This window comes from Oenococcus oeni (genome assembly GCF_020510245.1).
In the GTDB taxonomy this organism is placed as follows: domain Bacteria; phylum Bacillota; class Bacilli; order Lactobacillales; family Lactobacillaceae; genus Oenococcus; species Oenococcus oeni.
Genome location: NZ_CP084701.1, coordinates 244,026 through 263,648, shown reverse-complemented (window position 1 = coordinate 263,648; position 19,623 = coordinate 244,026). Strand labels below are relative to the sequence as shown.

The window sequence follows — 19,623 nt, the reverse complement described above, 5'->3', positions numbered from 1 at the left end:
GTCTAATATGTTTGCGTAACAACCGGAATTCCCAAAAAAGTTAATCGTACTGGTAGAGAAAATGCGCTTCCGGCAAACAAAGTATATAAGGTTTTACTAGTTACTGCGCTGACTAATGTCGGATAAACCAGAATTCCTCCCAGGGTTATTCCATACAATTCTTTCATGCCAAATCGTTTTGCAGCACTCCAACCTAGGGCAACCGGGAAGAAATAGAACAAAGCGTCGCCAAGAGCATATAAAATAACGTATGTTCCGCTTGTTTTAGACATAATTCCCGCAACTGTAAATAATGAAACAAGTGCCTTAAACATACCGCTTGCCATCAATATTCCCAGCACCGGTTGAAAAATCGAACTAATCAGACCTAAAAATCTAGAAAATAATCCTTCCTGTTTTTGATCTTTTTCACCATATTTTTTTTCATCATTCTGTCCCTGGTCAAGGGAAACTTCTTCTTTCTTTTGAAAACAACCAACTTTTACTAAAGCATCATATACATCATCGACTTGGGGACCGATGACAACTTGATACTGTCCGCCGGCATGAATAACATCCATTACGCCATCCATGTTTTTAATCGCAGTATCATTAGCTTTACTTTCATCTTTTAAATGAAAACGTAACCGAGTAACACAATGAATTACATCATTGACATTCTCTTTTCCGCCCACGTTCTTCAAGATATTTGTGGCTAATTCTTTATAGTCCATAATTATTATCTCCATTTTTTTCAACGATTATCTCGGATAATCCTTGCGTGACTTGCGTACCGATATTCTCAATCTTTATATCTACAGAAGAACCATTAGTAACAACAAGCGAGGTAATTAAATCTATTTTCTTTTCCTGCATCAAATTACGATTAATTCTTAACAAAGGTCTGCCAATTTTAACTATTTCATCTTTCGAAACGAGAGTCGTAAAACCTTCCCCATGCAAATTAACTGTGTCTATACCAACATGAAGCAATATTTCAATCCCGGAAATGCTCATCAAACCAATCGCGTGTTTTGTGGAAGCGATCATCGAAACACTGCCCTGACACGGTGAAAAAATTGTATCTCCGTCATAGATGAAAGCCGCTCCGTCACCCATAACTTTTTTAGCGAATAGAGGATCAGGAACTTTTGACAAATCAACACATTTTCCTGTAACCGGTGCAAGGATTCGTTTATCGGGATGTTTATTTTTATTTAAAAAGGCAAACATATTTTTTCCTTTCAATTTAGATTAATTTTCAAAACAAATTTACTAAAGCGCTTTCATTTATCTTTAAAAAAATTTACTTGTCCATCAATTGGCCGGATCGAATTAACTTAGCAACGATTTTTTCAGCCTCTCCCGATGGAACCGGATTACCAATCGTTTCAAAGGAAAGTCCATATTCCTCTTTCGGCAAAAAGTAATAATGAAATCCGTTCGCATAACCGGCAATAATCGCAACTTTATTCGTCGATGATTTCATAGACAGTCCAAATTTAGATCCGAGCTCGCCTGGGAAAATATAAAAACGCAAATTGCCAATATCCAAAACCTCAAATTGCAATAATAAATTGTAATCATTGAGCTTCAACTGCTCCTGGCATTTACCGATTAGCGCTCCAGCCGGCACGCTTTCCCCGAGATTGAGTTCTCCGGATTTAATATCATCAATAGTTTGCTGGAGTTGACGATGATATTTTTTCATATTCGGGTGAATCGAATGACTGAGGGTCTGAAAAATCACCGGTCCGAACTCAACTTTTTTCGTGACAGGAATATCGATAATTTTCTCAGCAAGGCCGGAGCTAACCCGCTCCAACTCGGCAAAATCTTTTCCCTGCCGATTATTTCGATTACTGGAATCTGCTGCAGCACCAACAACCATTACCGGAAAACAACCCCATCGATTTCCAAGTTTCTGACAGGTTTGACCGGCTAAATCACCCGTTAATTGATTATTATCCGGACCAAGAACAGTAGAATGAGTCGCCCAGTTCAACAAACAGGCAAAAACGTTGTTTTGCTTGTTATAAAATTTGATGACAGTTATTTCGTTGTCGGCCAATTCTCCAGGATGATTGCGATTACTGTAATAACCGGTAATTACTTTTTTACCGTATTTAGCAGTTGCATCTTGAAGATTTTCTGAACATTTTTCAAAAGCCTTAATAATTGTTTCAATCAGAAAATCATAGTATTGCTGATTGAACTGGCCTGTTTCCCAGTGCTTATGAAAATCTCTAATAGAATTATGATCATGGGTAACACAAATAATTATTTGATCACGTGAAATACCGTAAATCTCATTTAATTTGCTTTTAACTTCTTCGACCATGTCATCTTCAAGTTCCAATAAGTCGGCAGAAAGAAGAAAAACACGATTATGATTGTCATTATCGAAAAGCAATGCATTGCAGAAAATATCGTCATGAATACCGGCAGCTGGATTGTTCCGAACCGGAGTTTTGTAGCCTAATAAATAAAATTTACAATATTCAGGCGAAATACAGTAACGTGCTGTTCCAATTCTCATATTAACGACCTCTATTTTTATATTTTATAAACATAATCGAGCTTAATTCTTATGATTGCAGGGCTTTTACAATTTGATCGAGAAAAAGTCGATCGGATCCCTGCCCAAGCCTAGTATTCATAGCCGTATAAGTACGACGAATAAAATCGACATCCTCCGGCAAATATTTCATTGCCCCATTTACAAGGGTACAAACAAATGTATTTTGATTATTAAACTTTTCTCGCAACTTTTGGCCAAAAGAACTGTTGAGCTCAGGCATGGTCCCAATCATTGCTAAATTATTCAAGTACAGAATATCAATAGGGACAAAAAGTGAATTACCGGTTTTTTCAAATTGATATTTTTTTGAAGGCCGCAAGGCTTTAGTTGAATATTTGACTCTTTGTTCCGGTAGATAAACTGAATAATGATTAATTTTTATTTCACAGTTATCAGCAAATTTCTCTGTTTTGAACACTGCCCTTTGAACACTTTGACTAAGTTTTACCCCAAGCTGATCAACCAAAGAATACGCTTCTTCATGAATGCTCGAACATACAAGACGATTATTCTTCGTAATCTTCCAGTTTGATCCCTTAAAAATTGGAGCTTGATCGCCGGCCGAACCAGGCAGAAAAATTGCTACTGAGTTCTTACCAAAAGTATTTTCGATATCACTGGAGGCCTTACCAACCAGGTCCGAAGAAATTAAAAGTTCTCCACTTTTAGTCGAAACATTATCCATTACAGATGCTTGAACATCAAAATTATAAAGAATCGAAATAATCTCATTATTTTCTTGTTTTAAAGTGACTGTTCTTACATCATGATTTGAATATCCATCATCATTGCGACCAAGCCACCAGCCTAGTCGTGTTGGTATATTCCTATTGATATTAAGGGGACAGGAGCTATAGGAAAAACCTATATCGGCTGGTTTCATAGACAAGAGCGCTTGATTGATTGCTTCTCTTAAAGCTGCCGACGTTTTAAAAAGCATCATGGAAATAATTTTCTCTTCATCATCCTTTTGCGATTCCAAAGGAATATGTGGAGCAGAAAAGGTATGAGTAACGGAAACCCAAATGTTTCCTTCGTCAATACTTGTTAATTGATGAATCAAGCTTTTATAAAAATCAATTCTGTCCTTTGTTAAAGAAGTCAGGTCAATCGATACGAATGCAAAACGCTGATTGCTATCAATCAAAAGTACCCTGATATATAAATTGTCATGAATTCCTGTGAACTGTTTAATCGGAAAGTCGTCTTGAGAAAAAACTATTTTGGCCTTTCCGGCACCAGCTAGAAAAGAATCTTTCAGCACTTCACCATCTCCTTTCAATTTTTTATTTAATGCCATATATCCTTTCTGCATTTTTAAATAGAAGCATATCCTTTTCATCTTGACTAATTGGCAAATCGCCAACATATTGTGGTCCACCGATTAGCCAATCCTTTTTTACAGGATAGGAAGAACCGTAGATAATATGGTCAGCTCCCAAAACTTCAACGGCACATTTTAATTCGGCTTTTCCCCATGGCTGAGCATGAGACATTTCAAAATAAATATTATCTTTTAAAGACCGTGCTACATCGGAAGTGTTTGCATCGAAACGGCCATGACCCGAATCGTTTGGGAAAAACATGTTCTTATAAGCAAAATAACCACCTCCGAGCATCGAATGTATCATTTTTAAATTCGGCAACTCCTTAAACATCCCACTGAAAATTTCTCGCGTGACAGCGATCGTTTGATCCTCACAGCGACCATATGATCTTCTTAAATTGTTGTAGCCTGCCAAAGAATTATATTCAACCGGTACGGGTGTATGGTGCACATACACAGGAATATTAAGATCGCTGGCACATTTTAATAAAGGTCTGAACATCGGATCATCCAAATATTTATTACCGTAATGAGCGGAAAGTTGTAAACCATTCATATGAAGTTCTTTAATACAGCGCTTCAATTCCCGTAAGGTATCAGCATCCCCGGATGGTGGTACAACAGCTAAAGCTCTAAAACGACCCTTGCTTTTTTTAACGGTTTCAGCCATTTGATTATTGAACTGGATACATAAATCCAAATCTAACCACTCTTGGCATCCCGGCAGCTTCATAACGCCAGTATCTACTCCGGCCTGATCCATATTTTCCAATTGAACTGATAAATCATAATCGCCTTGAAAATAATTGAGATTTTCCGAACCTTCCGGCTTTTCTATTACAAACTCGCGTTCATTTTTATTTTTTTCTCGTTTATAAGCATAAACACCATATTCTCTTGGCACCACCCGAAGGAAATGATTGGTCATTTCCTCTGAAACAAAAATTTCATTTGGAAGCCAGTAGATATTCGCATCAATAATCAAAATATGGATCTCCTATTCTAAACATTGAAAGTAAGCGCTTACTTTCACTACATATTATAGGTCGCAAAAGAATTCGTCCCATTTCCGTTTAATCCGATACTTATTCCTGAGACGAATAAATGAAGCAGATCAGCAATTCCTTTAAATGGTTAATATATAATCCAGGAAAAATGTTTCCTTCTTTTTTTGACTATAATTATTTTTAACAAGAAATAGATGTTTTACGGAGGGAATCAATGGATTCGGAATATCTGAAAACATTTGTAACTTTGGCAAAAGAAAAAAACTATACACAGGTAGCGGATTCGCTTTACATTTCGCAATCATCGATAACAAAGAGAATTCAAAAAATCGAAAAGCAATTAGGCGTTAACTTGTTCAATCGAAATACGAAATCTGTCGAACTCAGTAAGTACGGTTATATATATTTAGAATACGCCGAAAAAATTCTTCAATTAGAACAAGAATGCCTTAAAAAAATCGATCAGGCAGTCGTCCATGACAACTCTTTAATCATCGGCTCGATTCCTTCAATTGGACAGTATGGTATTTCTAAAGAAATTACCAACTTTATAAAAGATACCGGAGTTGAAATCAAAATAATTACCGAGCCGTCCGGAAAATTGGAAAATCTGCTTCACTCCAATCAGTGCGATTTTGCATTTATTCGTGAAGTTAAAGATCGAAAATATTTCAAGCGAATACCTTATGCAAAAGACCAAATGATGGCTGTTTTACCGAAAAATCATCACTTAGCTAATTTAAGAAAAATTTCAATATCCCAACTGGAAAAAGAGTTCTTTCTATTGGAGCCGAAAGGATCGCGTCCCTATAATCTTTGCGTAAATTTATGCAAAAGTTCCGGCTTTCTTCCAAATGTTGTATATACCGATAGACAGATCGAAAATATTGTTGATCTGGTAGCTGATGGAATGGGAATATCTCTATTAATGAGTAAACTTGTTCCAAAGGAGTCATCGAGAATCGTTGCAATACCAGTCGAACCAACTGTATCGACAAGCATATCGCTATGCTACATGTCAGATGAAAATTTAACCGATTTGAAGAGAAAATTCATTGCCTATATAAAAAACAGGTAAGCGATTTCGTTTGCAAAATCCTTCCTTTTGCTGTTATAATCCCATGTGAACATCATAAAATTAACAACTCAGGTGACTAGAAACCATAAACAAGTGGCTTTTGTACTTGTATATTCTTAGGAATGTTGAAACTTATTTAATAACCAGAGAAAATGAATTTAAGCCAAATTAAGTCAACTCCGATTCTGAGAAAAAGTACTGTTGTGTCTAAAAAATGCAATAGTCATTGAAGTATTATCAGAAATTGGAGTTTTTTATGCAAAAAGATAATCAACCAGTCTCCCTTCATGTCAAATTGGCAATTTTGGGTTTAGCAGGATTAGCATTTTGCGATGTTTTAATTGAAACATCCATGAATGTAACTTTTCCAACACTCATGCAACAATTCTCTATAAGTCTCAATAAGGTCCAATGGCTGACAACAGCTTATTTATTACTTGTCGCGGCAACAATTTCAATTGCCGCCTTCATTGAAAAAAGATTTATTTTTAAAAAGATTTTCTTTTGGGCAGGGCTACTTTTTATAATTGGTGTTATTTGTTCGGCGCTTGCGCCAAATTTTTTAATTTTGCTCATCGGCAGGCTGATTCAAGCTCTGAGCACCGGACTGGCAATCCCACTCTTAATTACAGAGATAATGCAGCAAATACCTCAAAAGAAACAGGGAAGTTACATGGGAATTGGTGGAATGGTTATTGCTTTGGCATCTTCGCTCGGGCCAACCTATGGAGGCGTCATTACTCAGGACCTATCATGGAGACTTATATTCCGGTTTGTACTTCCGATCGGTTTGATTGCTTGGTTGATCGGGCTTTCTTTTATCGAACAAAAAAGCTCGCCAAGCAAAATCCCTTTCGCTTGGAAACAGTTTATCAGTTTGATCCTGGCCCTGCTTTCAATTACAGTTGCTGTTAATAATGCTGGAATATATGGTTGGACTTCAATCAAATTCTACGGTTTCCTTTTAATAGCGGTTATTTTGTTAATTGTATTTATCAAGCTTTCCACAAACAGCAGACAAGCATTAATCAGTATTTCGATCTTTAAAAAATGGGAATTCGTCTGCCCTCTTTTAATTTATTTTCTGATCCAATTTATCCAATTGTCTCTGACTTTTCTTCTGCCAAACTACGCCCAATTAATTCTTAAAAAAGGCGTAACGATATCAGGTATAATGCTGCTTTGCGGAAGTTTGATTTCTGCTATCCTCCAGCCTTTGACCGGCCGTATGCTTGATAGCTTCAGCGTAAAAATTCCACTCGTAATTGGTGCTTTTTTTCTGATAACATCGACAATTTCTTTTACAATTTTTCAAAGATATTTGTCGGTCTTTTTAATCGCAGCTCTGTATGTTATTTATATGATCGGTTTTAGTTTTGTATTCAATAACTCGCTAACATACGCCTTGCAAAAACTGCCGTTGAAATTAATTTCCGATGGAAATGCCGTTTTTAATACTCTTCAGCAATATGCGGGTTCGCTGGGAACATCTGTTGCTTCGGCACTTTTAGCGAATGGTATTGGAACAGATGGCAAACAAAGCAACTACACAGGCAGTCGGCACATTTTCATTTTGAATTTTATCAGTTGCGCAATTGTCGTCATTTTAATATTTTCGATTCAAAGGAAAAAGAATAAATACAATTAAATTAATCGAAGCCTTTTGACAATAATTATTTTTTTATTTGACCTTTCTTGACTTTCTGACCAATACTGACTATTATAATAACTGTAAGCGGTATGTAATATCACTTAGTTAATAGGAGGTATTTGATATGGCAAATGAATTAATGGATAGAAATGATGGATTAATGGATGTTTCCGATATGATGGGCAACTTGATGAACAACTTCTTCGGACCACGCGATGGCTTGTGGGAAAGTGCCCGGCATAATAATTCGATTATGCGGACTGATATTTCTGAAAACGATAAAGAATACGGCCTGAAAATCGAACTTCCAGGCTTGGATAAGAAAGATATTAAAATTGATTATTCAAATGATAATCTAACGGTATCAGGAGTTTTGAGTTCCAAGGCCGAGGAAAAAGACAAGAAAAATAATGTCGTTCGCAGCGAACGTCGCTATGGGAATTACTCCCGCAGTTACTACGTACCCGGCGTAGATGAAAACAAGATTAGTGCCAAGTACGAAAATGGTATTTTAAACCTGATTCTACCAAAATCTGACGAAAGTCAAACTCATCATATTGAAATCCAATAATTAAAATCTTTGAATAAAATAAAATCCCCACTTCTCTTAAAGTGGGGATTTTTTAGTAAAAATTATTTAAATTCCTTGAGATTGGCATTATTTGGTTTTAATCGCTGCCACTTTTTCGAAAGAAAATTATTATTAATCTTGTACTTTGGTGCTTTAGTCGGATGACTCAAAAAAGGATTTACTTTTTTATCAAAAGCGATCCAGCCACACCAGCCGAGATGAATCGTGTCCTGCATAAAATACGGCTTGCCACCATCTTTGGATAAATCGACAACGTTATTAAAAGATTGAGATTTCAATTGATATTTAATCTTTTTAACAGCTTCCTGATAGTTATTCAAATCAAGGCCGGTATAAGCTGCCCATTTACGGTTGACAGGAGGAATAACGAACATCACGTTAACCTTCAATTTGGCAAATTCATTAAGCACAAGTTGAAAATCGGAATACTCCGTGGACTGTACATAACTAATATTTCTTTGTGCTCCTTTCAAGCGTTTAAGGCCAAAGGGCTTGATTCTGCCGCTATAAAAACTATTCAAAATACCAAAACGGTTATTAGTGGTCTGCCTTGCAGCAACTCTGTTGGCAGAACGAGTCAAGTTTCGATAGCTAAATTGTCTTGGTAGATATTTTGTTTTCGGCAAAATGCGGCGGTCATAATTGTCATTGACTTGAAAGCGGCTAAAAAGCTGATCCTCGTGTTCGAGAACGACCTTTTCAAGGTAAATTTCCCATTTTTCCTGTTTGGTAAGACTTTTTCCTTCGGCAACCCGTTTGTAGATATTTGTCAAAATACCTTTTTTATCCTCACCTTGAAGTTTTAAAAGGCGATCGGCCGCATAACGATCAGCCCTTGAATTAGTATTGGAATCAAGCCATTCAGTTCCTTGAAGATTGGAAAAATAATAATTGAATTCCGCCGGATCAACACCTTTTTTAACAAACCATTGCGGAGAAATAACAAAAACCGCCTGTTTGTTTTTTAATTCCGGCAAAATTGTCTGCATTGCAAAATACTGGGTAAGAGATTGTGTTCCGCGCCGGCCAAGCAAAAAAGGCCGGTAATTTCGGTGATATTTAATCGCCAGAACAGAAGGATGAAATTGATCCATCCTCTCCCACTCCGATGATCCAAAAAAAGGCACATAACGCGTTTTTTTATCAGAAAGAGCTTGCTTTTTTAGTTGCTGGTTCTTAAAAGTAATGGAATTCAACGCAACCGCAGCTTTTTTTTCATCCTTAACCGAAAAATGCGAATAATTAAGAGGTGCAAACAATAAAATCAAAAGAGCCAAAAAAGCGACAATGACGGGTCCAAAAATTTGCCATAATCTTTTTTTCATTAGTTGTCAGCTAACTCCTTAACTCTCTCAATTACTTTATTCGGCGTATCCCATTTACTACGGTCGAATTCCGAAACCGGCACATTGATTCCGAATTTATCCTGTAAGGCCAAAACCAAATCAACCGTTGCCATCGAATCCATCAAACCGTTATCAAAATAGTTGTCATCCATTTGATTTGATAAATCTTCACCCAAAATATTTTCTAAAATTGCTAAAACTTCTTTTTCCATTATTAATCTCCTTATTTTTTAACAAACCATAAAACGTTTAAGAATCCCGAAAATATCAGAAAACTAATCATCACAACATGAAAAGTTAAAAAAATTGCAATTCCCTGGGTAAACCAATTCGGTTTGAGCCATTTCAAATGTTTCCTTTTAAAGCGCAGCCACCAGTCGTTGATCATGAGACCCAAACCGTGAAAAAGACCATAGGCAATGTAATACCAGGTAACGCCATGCCAAAATCCCATCAGCAACATGTTTAAAACATAGGCAACACTTGAATAGGTTGTTGATTTTTTAAACAAGCGCCTCTTTTTCATCACGAAAACCATCCGCATGAAAACAAAATCCCGAAACCAAAAACTTAAACTGATATGCCAACGATTCCAAAATTCTTTTAAATTTTTTGATTTAAAAGGTTGCTTAAAGTTCATCGGCGTCTCAATTCCCATTAAATAAGAAATTGCAACGGCAAACAATGAATAACCAGCAAAATCAAAAAAGAGATCAAAACCGTAAGTATACATTACATAAAGTAAAGGCCAAGAAAGGCCTTTGCCAGCCGAAATTGCCATTTGTTTTGCTTCCGGCAACATGATCGTACCGAGGAAATAAGCCAAAATGAATTTATATAAAAATCCAAGAAAAATATATTGAACCGCTTTTCCGACCATCGTGACATATTTATCACGATCAGGAACATGATCATAATCTTTTTCAAAACGTCGATATCGGTCAATCGGCCCAGAAGAAATCGTTGGCATAAAAACCATAAACCTAAGAAAAGGCCACCAATGAAAATCTTTTTGAACGCCATCACGCATTTCCATAATCATGCCGACTGCTCGAAAAGTTAAATAAGATATGCCAAGAAAACCAATAATCGACTGGGCTCCATGATCGACTGTCGGCATAATCTTGACTATGCTTAGAGGAACAATCGATAAAAAAGTTGCCAGATAAAAAATTAAACTATTGTTTTTCCTAATTCGATATTGGTGATAAACCCCAACGACAAGCAATTGCCAGATTATATAAGCAATTAGAGCAACTCCTTGGCCAAGTTTGTCATTAGTGAACATTAAGACGATAAAAACGATCGAGAAAATCGTTTCATAAATCTTAAAACGCTTTCCATAGTAAAGGCCGATTGCTAAGGGCATAACCGCAATTAATAGATATACAAAGTATTGGGGATCAGAATAAGGTTGAAGATTTGGAATGGCATTCCCAAAAAAATTAACCATTGTTTACCTCGGCAACCGCTTTCTTCACATCGATTTTTCCGTTGGCCGAAATTGGTAAACTCTCTTTATAGACAAAACGGCTTGGAATCATATATGGCATCATCACCTCTTTTAGATCTTCTTTAAGTGCTTTGGTTAAATCAATCTTCTTGGCAAAATCGTTTTCTCTTGGAACAACCCAAGCCAAGAGTTGGCTCACCTTATGATCATCGTCATAACGTGGAACCGCAACAGCCTGTTTGACAAATCTGCTCTTCAACAAAGCGTGATTAACTTCTTCCAACTCAATTCGATATCCGTGAAGTTTTATCTGAAAATCCTTTCGTCCACAATAATGCAATAGTCCTTTGGCATCAAGCGTCCCCAAATCGCCGGTCCGATAAGCATGCTGACCTTTATAAGAAAAAAAAGCAGCTTGGGTTTTTTCGGGATTATTCAAATAACCCTTTGAAACGCTTTGACCATATATAACAATTTCGCCGGTTTCCCCTTCCGGAAGTAATTGCTGCTGGTTACCAAAAATCGCAACTCCTGTGTCTTCCTTCGGATAACCGATCGGCAGACGATCCGATTTTTCGATAATTTTTTTCGTAATCTCCACTTGAGAAATCGCAACAGTCGTTTCAGTCGGCCCATAAGTATTGAAGATTTTTGCCTTTGGAAATCTGTCAATCAATTTTAAAGCGGTCTTTTTTGTTAATTCTTCACCGCAAAAAAGAAAATAACAGGCGTTAGACATTTTTTTCTCATTGAAATCAGGATCAATCAAACATAAGTCAACAAAGGAAGGAGTTGAAACAAAAACCTGGGGATTATATTCAGGCAGTGTTTGAAACAAGCGTTTAAAATCGTCGGCGAGCTCCCTTGAAACGGCTTTTAGCTGGCCACCCAAAACAAGAGTAGGTACCCAATCCATCACTGATAAATCAAAAGAAAATGGCGGTTGCGAGAGTGTGATCGGCTGCTTGGGCAAATTAAACTTCTTGCCAATTATCCAGTTAACGAAACTCAAAAGATTATCGCTGCTGATCTGAACGCCTTTTGGTGCTCCGGTTGTTCCGGATGTAAAAATAATATAAAAAGTGTCTTCCCCGGAAACGGCATGTTCAATTTGATAATTTGAATTTTCAGTAAAAATATCCTGTAGCTGCTTCAATTCGACGATCGGACGATTGGAAATTTTAACCGGTAATTCCTTAATTGCAATGATCAGTGCCGGATTAGCAATCTTAATGATCGACTCAATACGTTCCTCAGATGAATTTATATCAACCGGAATATATGGATGGCCCGATTTTGCTGCGGCCAAAAAACTGGCAATCATCTCAAACTCCTGGCCACCAAAAATCATGATCGGACTGCCGGTCGCGATTCCAAGTTGGTCTATATAAGCTGCCAGGGAATCTGAATATTCTTTTAAATCAGCGTAATTATTCTGTTTTCCTAAATTATCGTAAACAATCGCATTTGGATCATTAATTGCGTTTTCATCAATCTTTGAAAGTATATCTCTAATCATATTCACCCACTTAAAATCCATTATAAATAAAGCCGCCATCGCTGACACCTGTATAGCTATATAAATAAAGCAGCACTACAAGGATCGCAAAATAAAAAAATGTACGACCAATAAAATGAGCGGTTGGGCTATGAAACAAAATTAAAAAAGCCTTCATACGTCATCCCTTTCATAAATCTCAAATAATGTTACATTAGTTACATTTTTATTGCAAATTAGTGGCAAAAAATAAGTTCACAAATGATTCTGTTTTCTATTCAATGATTGTTAAAAACGGGATTCGAAGATTGCTTCTGACCTCGGCCGTCAAGAATGTCTCGTTGAATCAATTGAACAATTTGCGGATTAGTCGGAAGATCAGAATGCTCTGAATCATTGCCGGAAACGGTAATTTGCGTATAGGAATGAACATTCTTTTGAAAAACATATTTCCCCAACAAAACGCTTTCGATTGGAACAATTCCATCGTCGTTGTAAGTCTCTGTACCGGCAATCGAATAAACTGTCATATCCCTTGGCAATTTACTTCGATTCTTAATTAAATCAGTTAACATTTGTGTGCGATTACTTTCCGATTTTTCAGAAAAATTAAAAGGCGATCCAACCGTCATCAAAGTTCCAATTGTTGAACTTTTCTGGTTAAAATATTTTTCCAAATAAATTGTCCAATCCAAGCCGCCATTGGAATGGCCGAAGGCGTTGAAATGATTAAAATGATAACGTTTTTGCAAAAATTTCATGGCAATTTCAAGCCATTTTGCCTGCCGTTTAATATTTGCGTAGCCATCGCTGTTGTTTTGAAATCCGATTACAATATAGGGCTGACTGTCGTTAGGACGGATTCGACCGGAATAACTGATCGAATTGTCTTCATTCACTTGAACTCTTAATAAAGAATGTGTCGTCGATTGACGATTGAGAATCGCAACCAGATTATCGAAACGATGGTTATTAGCAGAAGACCCCGGTATCATAACCGTTGGATTAAGTTGAGAATTATAAACGATTGCCTGGTTTTTAACGTTGGTCCTAACCCACTTTTCGCCGAAAAATAGAGAAACAAGGATAATCGCAAATAACAGACTGATTAAAATTATATTTTTAATTATTCTCATTTTTGGTCCCTTCTAACAAACGATTAACAAAAGGAAGATATATCAAAAAACTGATTCCCAAAATTAATAAAACCAGTAAGATAGTTCTCCAGTCACCATTGCTGGATAAGAAAGCCGTAAATATATTCGGAGTATTTTTCGGCAATTGATAAACAGCCGGATTGATCAAATTCAACTTTAAAGCAAGTCCGGAAAGCAGAATTCCTGACAAAGGCGCCAAGATTGCCGGTATCAGCAATAAGGGGTTCAGGAAAAAAGGAAGGCCAAAATTAAGAATTTGATTATTATTCAAAAAGCTTGGGATCAAAGCAATTTGAGCAAGCTTTTTTTGCGAATTCTTGGAACGAATTAAAAGAACAATAATCAGGGCCAGACTCATCGATACACCGCCAAAAATGGCAAATGAATCATAAAGGGTATGCAAACTCAATGGATTTGGTATTGTCGAAGTTTTTTTGTCGAGCGAGGCACCCAAATTATTGACCGCCGCTGGAAGAGAAAAGCTTGTTTGTCTTAAACACGATGGAAGCGGCAAACCCATCCAAAGCAGCAGACTGGCACAAACGGTCAGCAGTGCGACACCGTAAAAATTAGTCGACAAATCGCTGATAAGATTGTCATTAAGCCACTGACCAGCATTCACAAATTGAAAATTCGAAAAGATATTCGTTATCGCAAAAACACAGGCAATTATAAGGATACAAAAAGAAAGCAGATATCTTTGACTGATCGATGATGCTTTATGCCAATTGGAAATTTTAATCATCAAAATAGTCAAAGCAAAAACAATCAAACTGACCGGCAGAAGGTTTTGTCCGGAACCTTGAAGAAGGAACTGATTATTGGAAAACAGCCAAATTACAATAAAATTCGACAAGGCAATTAGAGGCAGATTGGTTCCCTTTTGATTCTCGATTTGGTTTGAAAAAAAATAGGCAAAAAGTGGCATCAACAGGCGCCGAAAGGAAATGTCGGCAAATGTTGCAAGACGATTCAGGGGCTCTAAAAAAGCGAAAAATTTTAAATGAAAAACAGTAAGAAAAAAACTGTTGGGCGTTAAAAAAATATTGATAAAAAGCTGAAGGAAAACACTTAAAACTATAATCGGCAGAAAATTCTTCAAGCTGATATAAAAACTTGAAAAAAATAAAGTTTTTTCCATTCGTTTTTGTAAATTCCCTAATTTTCCCAAAAAACTCTCCCAAGTTTCCTTTATCTTACAACATCGACAAAATTTCTGGAAATCATTAAAAAAATTCTAAAACATAGAGTTCAAAAATGAGATTATGTAAGGAACTGTAATATAAATTTTATAAGGAGAAAAAATGAAGTATTCACAAAATTGGAATATCGATGTTGTCTTTCCCGGAATTGATTCGCCGGAATTGAAAACGGCTTTTAAAAAAACCGAAAACAAAAATCAGGCTTTGACCGCAATCCTCGCCTCGTTAAAAAAGAATTCAAGTAACGAAAAAATAATCGAAGCGGCCGATGCCTTGCAAACGGCCGAAGCAAAACTGGATACAATTGCTTTTTATCTTACAGCCTGGAGTTCCACTAACTATGGAAAAGCAGAAGCCGGACCAAAGTTTGACCTTCTATCGAAGATTTTAATTAACTACGGTGTTCAGGAACAAAAATGGGGAAAATTTTTGGCTGCTCTGCCAGAAGATCGTTTTAACGATTTCTTATCTGATAAAAAAGCCCAACCGATTGCCTTCATCTTAAAGGAAACAAGGGAACAGGCAGGTAAGTTGCTCGACGAAAAAACCGAGAAACTAATTAAGGAATTCCAGGTTGATGGCCTGCATGCCTGGTCGGCACATTACGACACAATCTCATCCGGATTATCAACCAGCTATACCGATGAAAATGGCAGAATCCAAAAGGTTTCCGCCGGACAGGCTCTGAATTTGCTTGATGGAATCAGTGATAACAACGCCCGAGCCAATTTAATGCAAAACTACGAAAAAATGTGGGGCAAGGCCGAAAGGCTCTCATCTGATACCTTAAATCATTTGGCCGGAGCTCGTTTAACCGAATACAAAGCCCACGGAATTACCGATTTTTTGGAGAAACCCCTGGAATTAAATCGTTTATCGCGCGCTTCTTTGGATGCAATGTGGAATACAGTTGCCAAAAACGAAGACATGCTCGTTAAATTCTTTGCTAGAAAAGCAAAATTACTGGGGCTTGCTTCCGATAAGATTTCCTGGCAGGATCAAACCGCTCCGGTTCGGGTTCCCGGCTATAAAGCACGGACTTTAAATTACGATCAAGCAGCCGATTTTATCGTCAAAAATTTCAGCAAATATTCTAAAAAGATGGGAGCTTTCGCACAACAGGCTTTTGAAAATCAGTGGATCGAATCCGAAGACCGTTCCGGAAAGCAACCTGGCGGTTGGGATGAATCGATTCCAACTTTAAAAGAGGATAGGATTTTTCTGACTTTCACCGGTTCGGTTAACGATGCCGCAACAATCGCCCATGAATTGGGTCATGCTTTTCATTCACATGTTTTGTATGATTTGCCTCAATGGCGGCAAAATTATGCGATGAATGTTGCCGAGACCGCCTCAACTTTTGCAGAAACGATTATTAATACTGCCAATGTGGAAGCTGCTCAATCAGATGCTGAAAAAATTACTTTGCTGGACGCCAAAATTGCCAATGCTACGGCAATGTTCATGAATATCCGTGCTCGTTATATTTTTGAAAGCAATTTTTATAAAGAACGGCAAAAGGGTGTTTTAACACCACAACAATTAAATAAAATGATGGCAGAAGCCCAAAAAGAAGCCTTTTCCGGAGCTTTGGCCGAAAATGGTACCCATCCCCATTTTTGGACTTCCAAACTGCATTTTTATATCGACGATGTTCCTTTTTACAATTTTCCTTATACCTTTGGCTATCTGTTCAGTTTGGGAATCTTCGACTGGGCTCAAAAGCAAACCGATTTTGAATCGGCCTATATTTCATTACTACGCGATACAGCGAATATGAATTCCGAAGAATTAGCAAAGAAACACTTGGGTGCCGATCTGACCAAACCCGACTTCTGGCAGTCCGGTGCCGATCTGATCAAAAAAGATGTCGATCAATTCTTGAGTTTGACCGAAAAGCTATAAATTGGATTATATAAAAAAGGTGCCTATTAGAGCACCTTTTTTATATAACATTATTTTAAAAACAAGGAAAAAATTATCGATTATAATTTTCTAAATAAATAGTATGCAACTTTGAATGTTGTAATTTTCCACTGGCAGTATGTGGTAAATTATCAACGAAAATAAATTTTTTTGGAACTTTGTAATGTGCCATGTGTCTTCTTCCATAAGACAATAATTCTTCTTGATCGGGCAGTTTGCTCGAAGCTGGAACAATAAAAGCGCAAGGAACTTTTCCCCACTTCTGATCCGAAATTCCAATAATCCCAATTTCTTTAATTCCTGTCAATTTTGCATAAACATTTTCAATTTCATTAGGGAAAATATTTTCTCCACCAGAAATGAACATTTCGTCCAAACGACCTTTAATAAACAAAAATCCTTCTTCATCAATAAGACCAACATCACCTGTTTTAAACCAACCGTCTCCGGTAAATTTAGATTTGAATCGCTGATCATCGTTAAGATAGCCTTTGGCAAGATTGGGACCTTTTAATTGAACTTCGTTTGTTTTATCATCCGCGATACGCAATTGGACTGGAAAAAGAGCTTTGCCAACCGAACCGATTTTTCGCGTGGCATCCTGAAAGTTCAAAGCTACGACTTGAGAACAGGTTTCCGTCATCCCGTAAGATTGAATGACCTTAATTCCCTTTCGCAGACAGATATCAAGCGTATTTTGATCGATTGGTTCCCCTCCGAGTAAGAAGGCGCGGAAACTATTTTGATAGCCATCTTTTGGATAAAGCCGCAAAAGTTGTTTGAGCATAAGCGGTACAACAGAAACCAATGAAATTGCATGAGAAGACAACAACTTAGTGACATTTTCCGGATCGAAATGAGAAAGCAAGACAACTCCCATTCCATAAACCAAACTGCGCATCATAATTGAAAAACCGCTGATATGAAAAATCGGGACAACGCAAAGCCACTGGTCTTCAGGATCGAATCCTAAATTAAAAGCCGAGCCGACCGCTGAATAAAAATGGTTGCCATAGGTCTGCAATACTCCATGAGCTTTTCCTGTCGTTCCGGAAGTATACATAATAGAAGCAATTTTCTGATTGGGGAAATCCTCAACTATTTGTGGAGGAACAATCTTCAAGGATTCAAGTTCCGAAATAAAAAGACAAGAGACATTCAGCTTTTGTCCCTCTTTAAAACGGCTCTTTAAAGAATCATCAATCAGAACATTTTGCAGGCCGGCATCTACAAGCTGACTTTGAAGTTCATCGTTTGATAAACGGAAATTCAAGAGAACCGGTTGCAACCCGATTTGTTGAATCGCCAGGATTGTCATGTAACTGGCAGCTGTATTTCCAGGTAAAATAGCAACTCTTTTATTAGAATTTATTTCAAGACTTGCCAAATGTCCGCAAATTCTTTCGACTTCTTTTTTTAATTCGGCAAAAGTCCAACTTTGTCCCCTATAAAATAATGCCATTCTCTCCGGAAACAAATCAGCTTGTTTAGTCAACCAATTCTGCACTCTTTCTACCCCCAATCAGTAAAAAATACGATTTTACGGAAATTTAGGAAATTTGTCGAAATCGGGACGACGTTTTTCATTAAAAGCATCGCGACCCTCTTTGGCTTCATCAGTTGTATAGTAGAGCATCGTCGCATCGCCGGCAAATTGCTGCAAACCGGCCAATCCGTCCGTATCGGCATTCATAGCGGCTTTGATAAAACGAAGGGCTGTCGGAGATTTTGTCAATAGTTCATCGCACCATTTCAGTGTTTCTTTTTCAACGTCTGCTAAAGCTACAACTTTATTAATCCAATTCATTGACAAGGCTTCGTCAGCCGTATACCAGTGATTTAAAAACCAAACCTCTTTGGCACGCTTATGGCCAATTACTCTTGCCAAGTATCCGGAGCCATAGCCGGCATCAAAACTACCGACTTTCGGTCCGGTTTGGCCAAACTTTGCATTATCGGCAGCAATCGTTAAATCGCAAACCAATTGTAAAACATTGCCGCCGCCGACCGACCATCCTTTAACCATCGCAATCACCGGCTTGGGAATAATTCTGATCAAGTGTTGAAGATCCAAAACATTCAGGCGAGCGATTTGATCGGGTCCGACATAACCGCCATTTCCGCGAACTCCCTGATCACCACCGGAACTAAAAGCCTCATCACCGGCACCGGTTAAAATGATGACGCCAATCGAACTATCATCACGACAAATGGCAAAAGCCTCTATTAATTGGCTAATCGTAACCGGAGTAAAGGAATTTCTTTTTTCCGGACGATTAATCGTTAATTTGGCTATTTTTTCTTTTCTTTCAAAAATGATTTCAGAATAATCTTTTACTTTTTTCCAACTAGCTGCTTCCATGAGTTTGTTTCCTTTCTGATAAAATGAACATAACACTATTGAGGATTTAAAAATTAGCTTACTGGAAAACTTAGGCATTGAAATCGAGTATGCCAGTCAACAAAAAACACTCGCTTCAATATTAGTGACCGATAGATTAAAAGATCTGTCCGGTTTTTTGCACGATGGTTTCACTAGTATTTTAGCCGAAACGGCTGCCAGTATTTCCGCCAACTGTCTTGCTAAAAAGGGCCAAATTGCAGTCGGAGTGAGCGTAAACACAAATCATTTTATGACGGTTAAAAATGGTCTTTTAAAGGCATTCGCCGAACCGATTGCAATCTCTGATACAACCCAACTATGGAAGGTCGAAATTTTCCAATATCCAGGCAGAAAAATAATCAGCACAAGCGATGTCACAACTATTTTGAAGAACAAATAAACTTAAACAAAATAAAAACCGCTGCCAATCAGGAGCGGTTTTA

General features: G+C 37.4%; 19 protein-coding genes. 5 read left to right on the top strand and 14 right to left on the bottom strand.

All coding sequences use genetic code 11. The features are described from left to right. Nucleotides 1-2: 2 nt before the first annotated feature. The 5 genes from J3U91_RS01360 to J3U91_RS01340 all read right to left on the bottom strand — a co-directional run bounded on the left by J3U91_RS01360 (nt 3) and on the right by J3U91_RS01340 (nt 4,872). Nucleotides 3-713 carry a PTS transporter subunit EIIB gene (locus J3U91_RS01360; protein ID WP_002820240.1) on the bottom strand — a complete coding sequence of 237 codons (711 nt, stop codon included), beginning with the start codon at nt 711-713 and terminating at the stop codon, nt 3-5. After that, on the bottom strand, nt 703-1,212 hold the full coding sequence (locus J3U91_RS01355) for a PTS sugar transporter subunit IIA (protein WP_002820239.1): 510 nt from the start codon (nt 1,210-1,212) through the stop codon (nt 703-705). The genes J3U91_RS01360 and J3U91_RS01355 overlap by 11 nt, the downstream gene beginning before the upstream one ends. Before the next feature lie 73 nt (nt 1,213-1,285). Next, complete coding sequence (locus J3U91_RS01350) at nt 1,286-2,518, bottom strand: neutral/alkaline non-lysosomal ceramidase N-terminal domain-containing protein (protein ID WP_002820236.1); 1,233 nt, start codon at nt 2,516-2,518, stop codon at nt 1,286-1,288. 49 nt (nt 2,519-2,567) lie between these two features. After that, complete coding sequence (locus J3U91_RS01345; protein WP_002820983.1) at nt 2,568-3,824, bottom strand: hypothetical protein; 1,257 nt, start codon at nt 3,822-3,824, stop codon at nt 2,568-2,570. A 22-nt stretch (nt 3,825-3,846) separates the two neighbouring features. Further along, nucleotides 3,847-4,872, bottom strand: coding sequence for an amidohydrolase family protein (locus tag J3U91_RS01340; protein ID WP_002820232.1), 1,026 nt, complete (start codon nt 4,870-4,872; stop codon nt 3,847-3,849). Nucleotides 4,873-5,108: 236 nt separating this feature from the next. Here J3U91_RS01340 and J3U91_RS01335 point away from each other — a divergent pair, with 236 nt between their 5' ends. From J3U91_RS01335 to J3U91_RS01325, 3 genes are all read left to right on the top strand, one after another. Further along, nucleotides 5,109-5,972, top strand: coding sequence for a LysR family transcriptional regulator (locus tag J3U91_RS01335; protein ID WP_002820230.1), 864 nt, complete (start codon nt 5,109-5,111; stop codon nt 5,970-5,972). 256 nt (nt 5,973-6,228) lie between these two features. Continuing rightward, nucleotides 6,229-7,620: an MFS transporter gene (locus tag J3U91_RS01330; RefSeq protein ID WP_004164848.1), complete on the top strand. Its 1,392-nt coding sequence runs from the start codon at nt 6,229-6,231 to the stop codon at nt 7,618-7,620. A 127-nt stretch (nt 7,621-7,747) separates the two neighbouring features. Then, nucleotides 7,748-8,194, top strand: a complete 447-nt coding sequence (locus J3U91_RS01325; protein ID WP_002820229.1) for an Hsp20/alpha crystallin family protein — start codon at nt 7,748-7,750, stop codon at nt 8,192-8,194. Between the two features lie 62 nt (nt 8,195-8,256). Here J3U91_RS01325 and dltD read toward each other — a convergent pair whose 3' ends face one another. The 7 genes from dltD to J3U91_RS01290 all read right to left on the bottom strand — a co-directional run bounded on the left by dltD (nt 8,257) and on the right by J3U91_RS01290 (nt 14,840). Then, complete coding sequence (dltD, locus tag J3U91_RS01320) at nt 8,257-9,540, bottom strand: D-alanyl-lipoteichoic acid biosynthesis protein DltD (protein ID WP_002820228.1); 1,284 nt, start codon at nt 9,538-9,540, stop codon at nt 8,257-8,259. After that, on the bottom strand, nt 9,540-9,773 hold the full coding sequence (gene dltC, locus J3U91_RS01315) for a D-alanine--poly(phosphoribitol) ligase subunit DltC (RefSeq protein WP_002820226.1): 234 nt from the start codon (nt 9,771-9,773) through the stop codon (nt 9,540-9,542). Before dltC ends, dltD begins: the two co-directional genes overlap by 1 nt. 11 nt (nt 9,774-9,784) lie before the next feature. Further along, nucleotides 9,785-11,014 carry a D-alanyl-lipoteichoic acid biosynthesis protein DltB gene (gene dltB, locus J3U91_RS01310; RefSeq protein ID WP_002820225.1) on the bottom strand — a complete coding sequence of 410 codons (1,230 nt, stop codon included), beginning with the start codon at nt 11,012-11,014 and terminating at the stop codon, nt 9,785-9,787. Beyond that, complete coding sequence (gene dltA / locus J3U91_RS01305) at nt 11,007-12,554, bottom strand: D-alanine--poly(phosphoribitol) ligase subunit DltA (protein ID WP_002820222.1); 1,548 nt, start codon at nt 12,552-12,554, stop codon at nt 11,007-11,009. The genes dltB and dltA overlap by 8 nt, the downstream gene beginning before the upstream one ends. Next, nucleotides 12,544-12,690, bottom strand: a complete 147-nt coding sequence (locus J3U91_RS01300) for a teichoic acid D-Ala incorporation-associated protein DltX (RefSeq protein ID WP_004164847.1) — start codon at nt 12,688-12,690, stop codon at nt 12,544-12,546. The genes dltA and J3U91_RS01300 overlap by 11 nt, the downstream gene beginning before the upstream one ends. Nucleotides 12,691-12,790: 100 nt before the next feature. Continuing rightward, nucleotides 12,791-13,648 carry an alpha/beta hydrolase gene (locus tag J3U91_RS01295; RefSeq protein ID WP_002820219.1) on the bottom strand — a complete coding sequence of 286 codons (858 nt, stop codon included), beginning with the start codon at nt 13,646-13,648 and terminating at the stop codon, nt 12,791-12,793. Then, a complete protein-coding gene (locus J3U91_RS01290; RefSeq protein WP_002820218.1) occupies nt 13,635-14,840 on the bottom strand; it encodes a PTS sugar transporter subunit IIC in 1,206 nt (401 codons plus the stop codon). Before J3U91_RS01290 ends, J3U91_RS01295 begins: the two co-directional genes overlap by 14 nt. Before the next feature lie 133 nt (nt 14,841-14,973). Between J3U91_RS01290 and J3U91_RS01285 the strand changes: the two genes are divergently transcribed. Further along, entirely contained in the window at nt 14,974-16,776 is a 1,803-nt protein-coding gene (locus J3U91_RS01285; protein ID WP_002820215.1) for a M3 family oligoendopeptidase, read from the top strand. Between the two features lie 73 nt (nt 16,777-16,849). Here the strand turns inward: J3U91_RS01285 and J3U91_RS01280 are convergent, their stop codons facing one another. Both J3U91_RS01280 and menB read right to left on the bottom strand, forming a co-directional pair. Further along, entirely contained in the window at nt 16,850-18,304 is a 1,455-nt protein-coding gene (locus J3U91_RS01280) for an o-succinylbenzoate--CoA ligase (RefSeq protein ID WP_002820214.1), read from the bottom strand. Nucleotides 18,305-18,337: 33 nt separating this feature from the next. Further along, entirely contained in the window at nt 18,338-19,159 is an 822-nt protein-coding gene (gene menB, locus J3U91_RS01275; protein WP_002820213.1) for a 1,4-dihydroxy-2-naphthoyl-CoA synthase, read from the bottom strand. Nucleotides 19,160-19,196: 37 nt separating this feature from the next. Between menB and J3U91_RS01270 the strand changes: the two genes are divergently transcribed. After that, nucleotides 19,197-19,580: a PaaI family thioesterase gene (locus J3U91_RS01270; protein ID WP_310944854.1), complete on the top strand. Its 384-nt coding sequence runs from the start codon at nt 19,197-19,199 to the stop codon at nt 19,578-19,580. Nucleotides 19,581-19,623: the final 43 nt, after the last annotated feature.

Coding starts and splice junctions, on each gene's coding strand:
- J3U91_RS01360 (WP_002820240.1), bottom strand. CDS start 713: ATGGACTATAAAGAATTAGCCACAAATATCTTGAAGAACGTGGGCGGA.
- J3U91_RS01355 (WP_002820239.1), bottom strand. CDS start 1,212: ATGTTTGCCTTTTTAAATAAAAATAAACATCCCGATAAACGAATCCTT.
- J3U91_RS01350 (WP_002820236.1), bottom strand. CDS start 2,518: ATGAGAATTGGAACAGCACGTTACTGTATTTCGCCTGAATATTGTAAA.
- J3U91_RS01335 (WP_002820230.1), top strand. CDS start 5,109: ATGGATTCGGAATATCTGAAAACATTTGTAACTTTGGCAAAAGAAAAA.
- J3U91_RS01330 (WP_004164848.1), top strand. CDS start 6,229: ATGCAAAAAGATAATCAACCAGTCTCCCTTCATGTCAAATTGGCAATT.
- J3U91_RS01325 (WP_002820229.1), top strand. CDS start 7,748: ATGGCAAATGAATTAATGGATAGAAATGATGGATTAATGGATGTTTCC.
- dltD (WP_002820228.1), bottom strand. CDS start 9,540: ATGAAAAAAAGATTATGGCAAATTTTTGGACCCGTCATTGTCGCTTTT.
- dltC (WP_002820226.1), bottom strand. CDS start 9,773: ATGGAAAAAGAAGTTTTAGCAATTTTAGAAAATATTTTGGGTGAAGAT.
- dltB (WP_002820225.1), bottom strand. CDS start 11,014: ATGGTTAATTTTTTTGGGAATGCCATTCCAAATCTTCAACCTTATTCT.
- dltA (WP_002820222.1), bottom strand. CDS start 12,554: ATGGATTTTAAGTGGGTGAATATGATTAGAGATATACTTTCAAAGATT.
- J3U91_RS01300 (WP_004164847.1), bottom strand. CDS start 12,690: ATGAAGGCTTTTTTAATTTTGTTTCATAGCCCAACCGCTCATTTTATT.
- J3U91_RS01295 (WP_002820219.1), bottom strand. CDS start 13,648: ATGAGAATAATTAAAAATATAATTTTAATCAGTCTGTTATTTGCGATT.
- J3U91_RS01285 (WP_002820215.1), top strand. CDS start 14,974: ATGAAGTATTCACAAAATTGGAATATCGATGTTGTCTTTCCCGGAATT.
- menB (WP_002820213.1), bottom strand. CDS start 19,159: ATGGAAGCAGCTAGTTGGAAAAAAGTAAAAGATTATTCTGAAATCATT.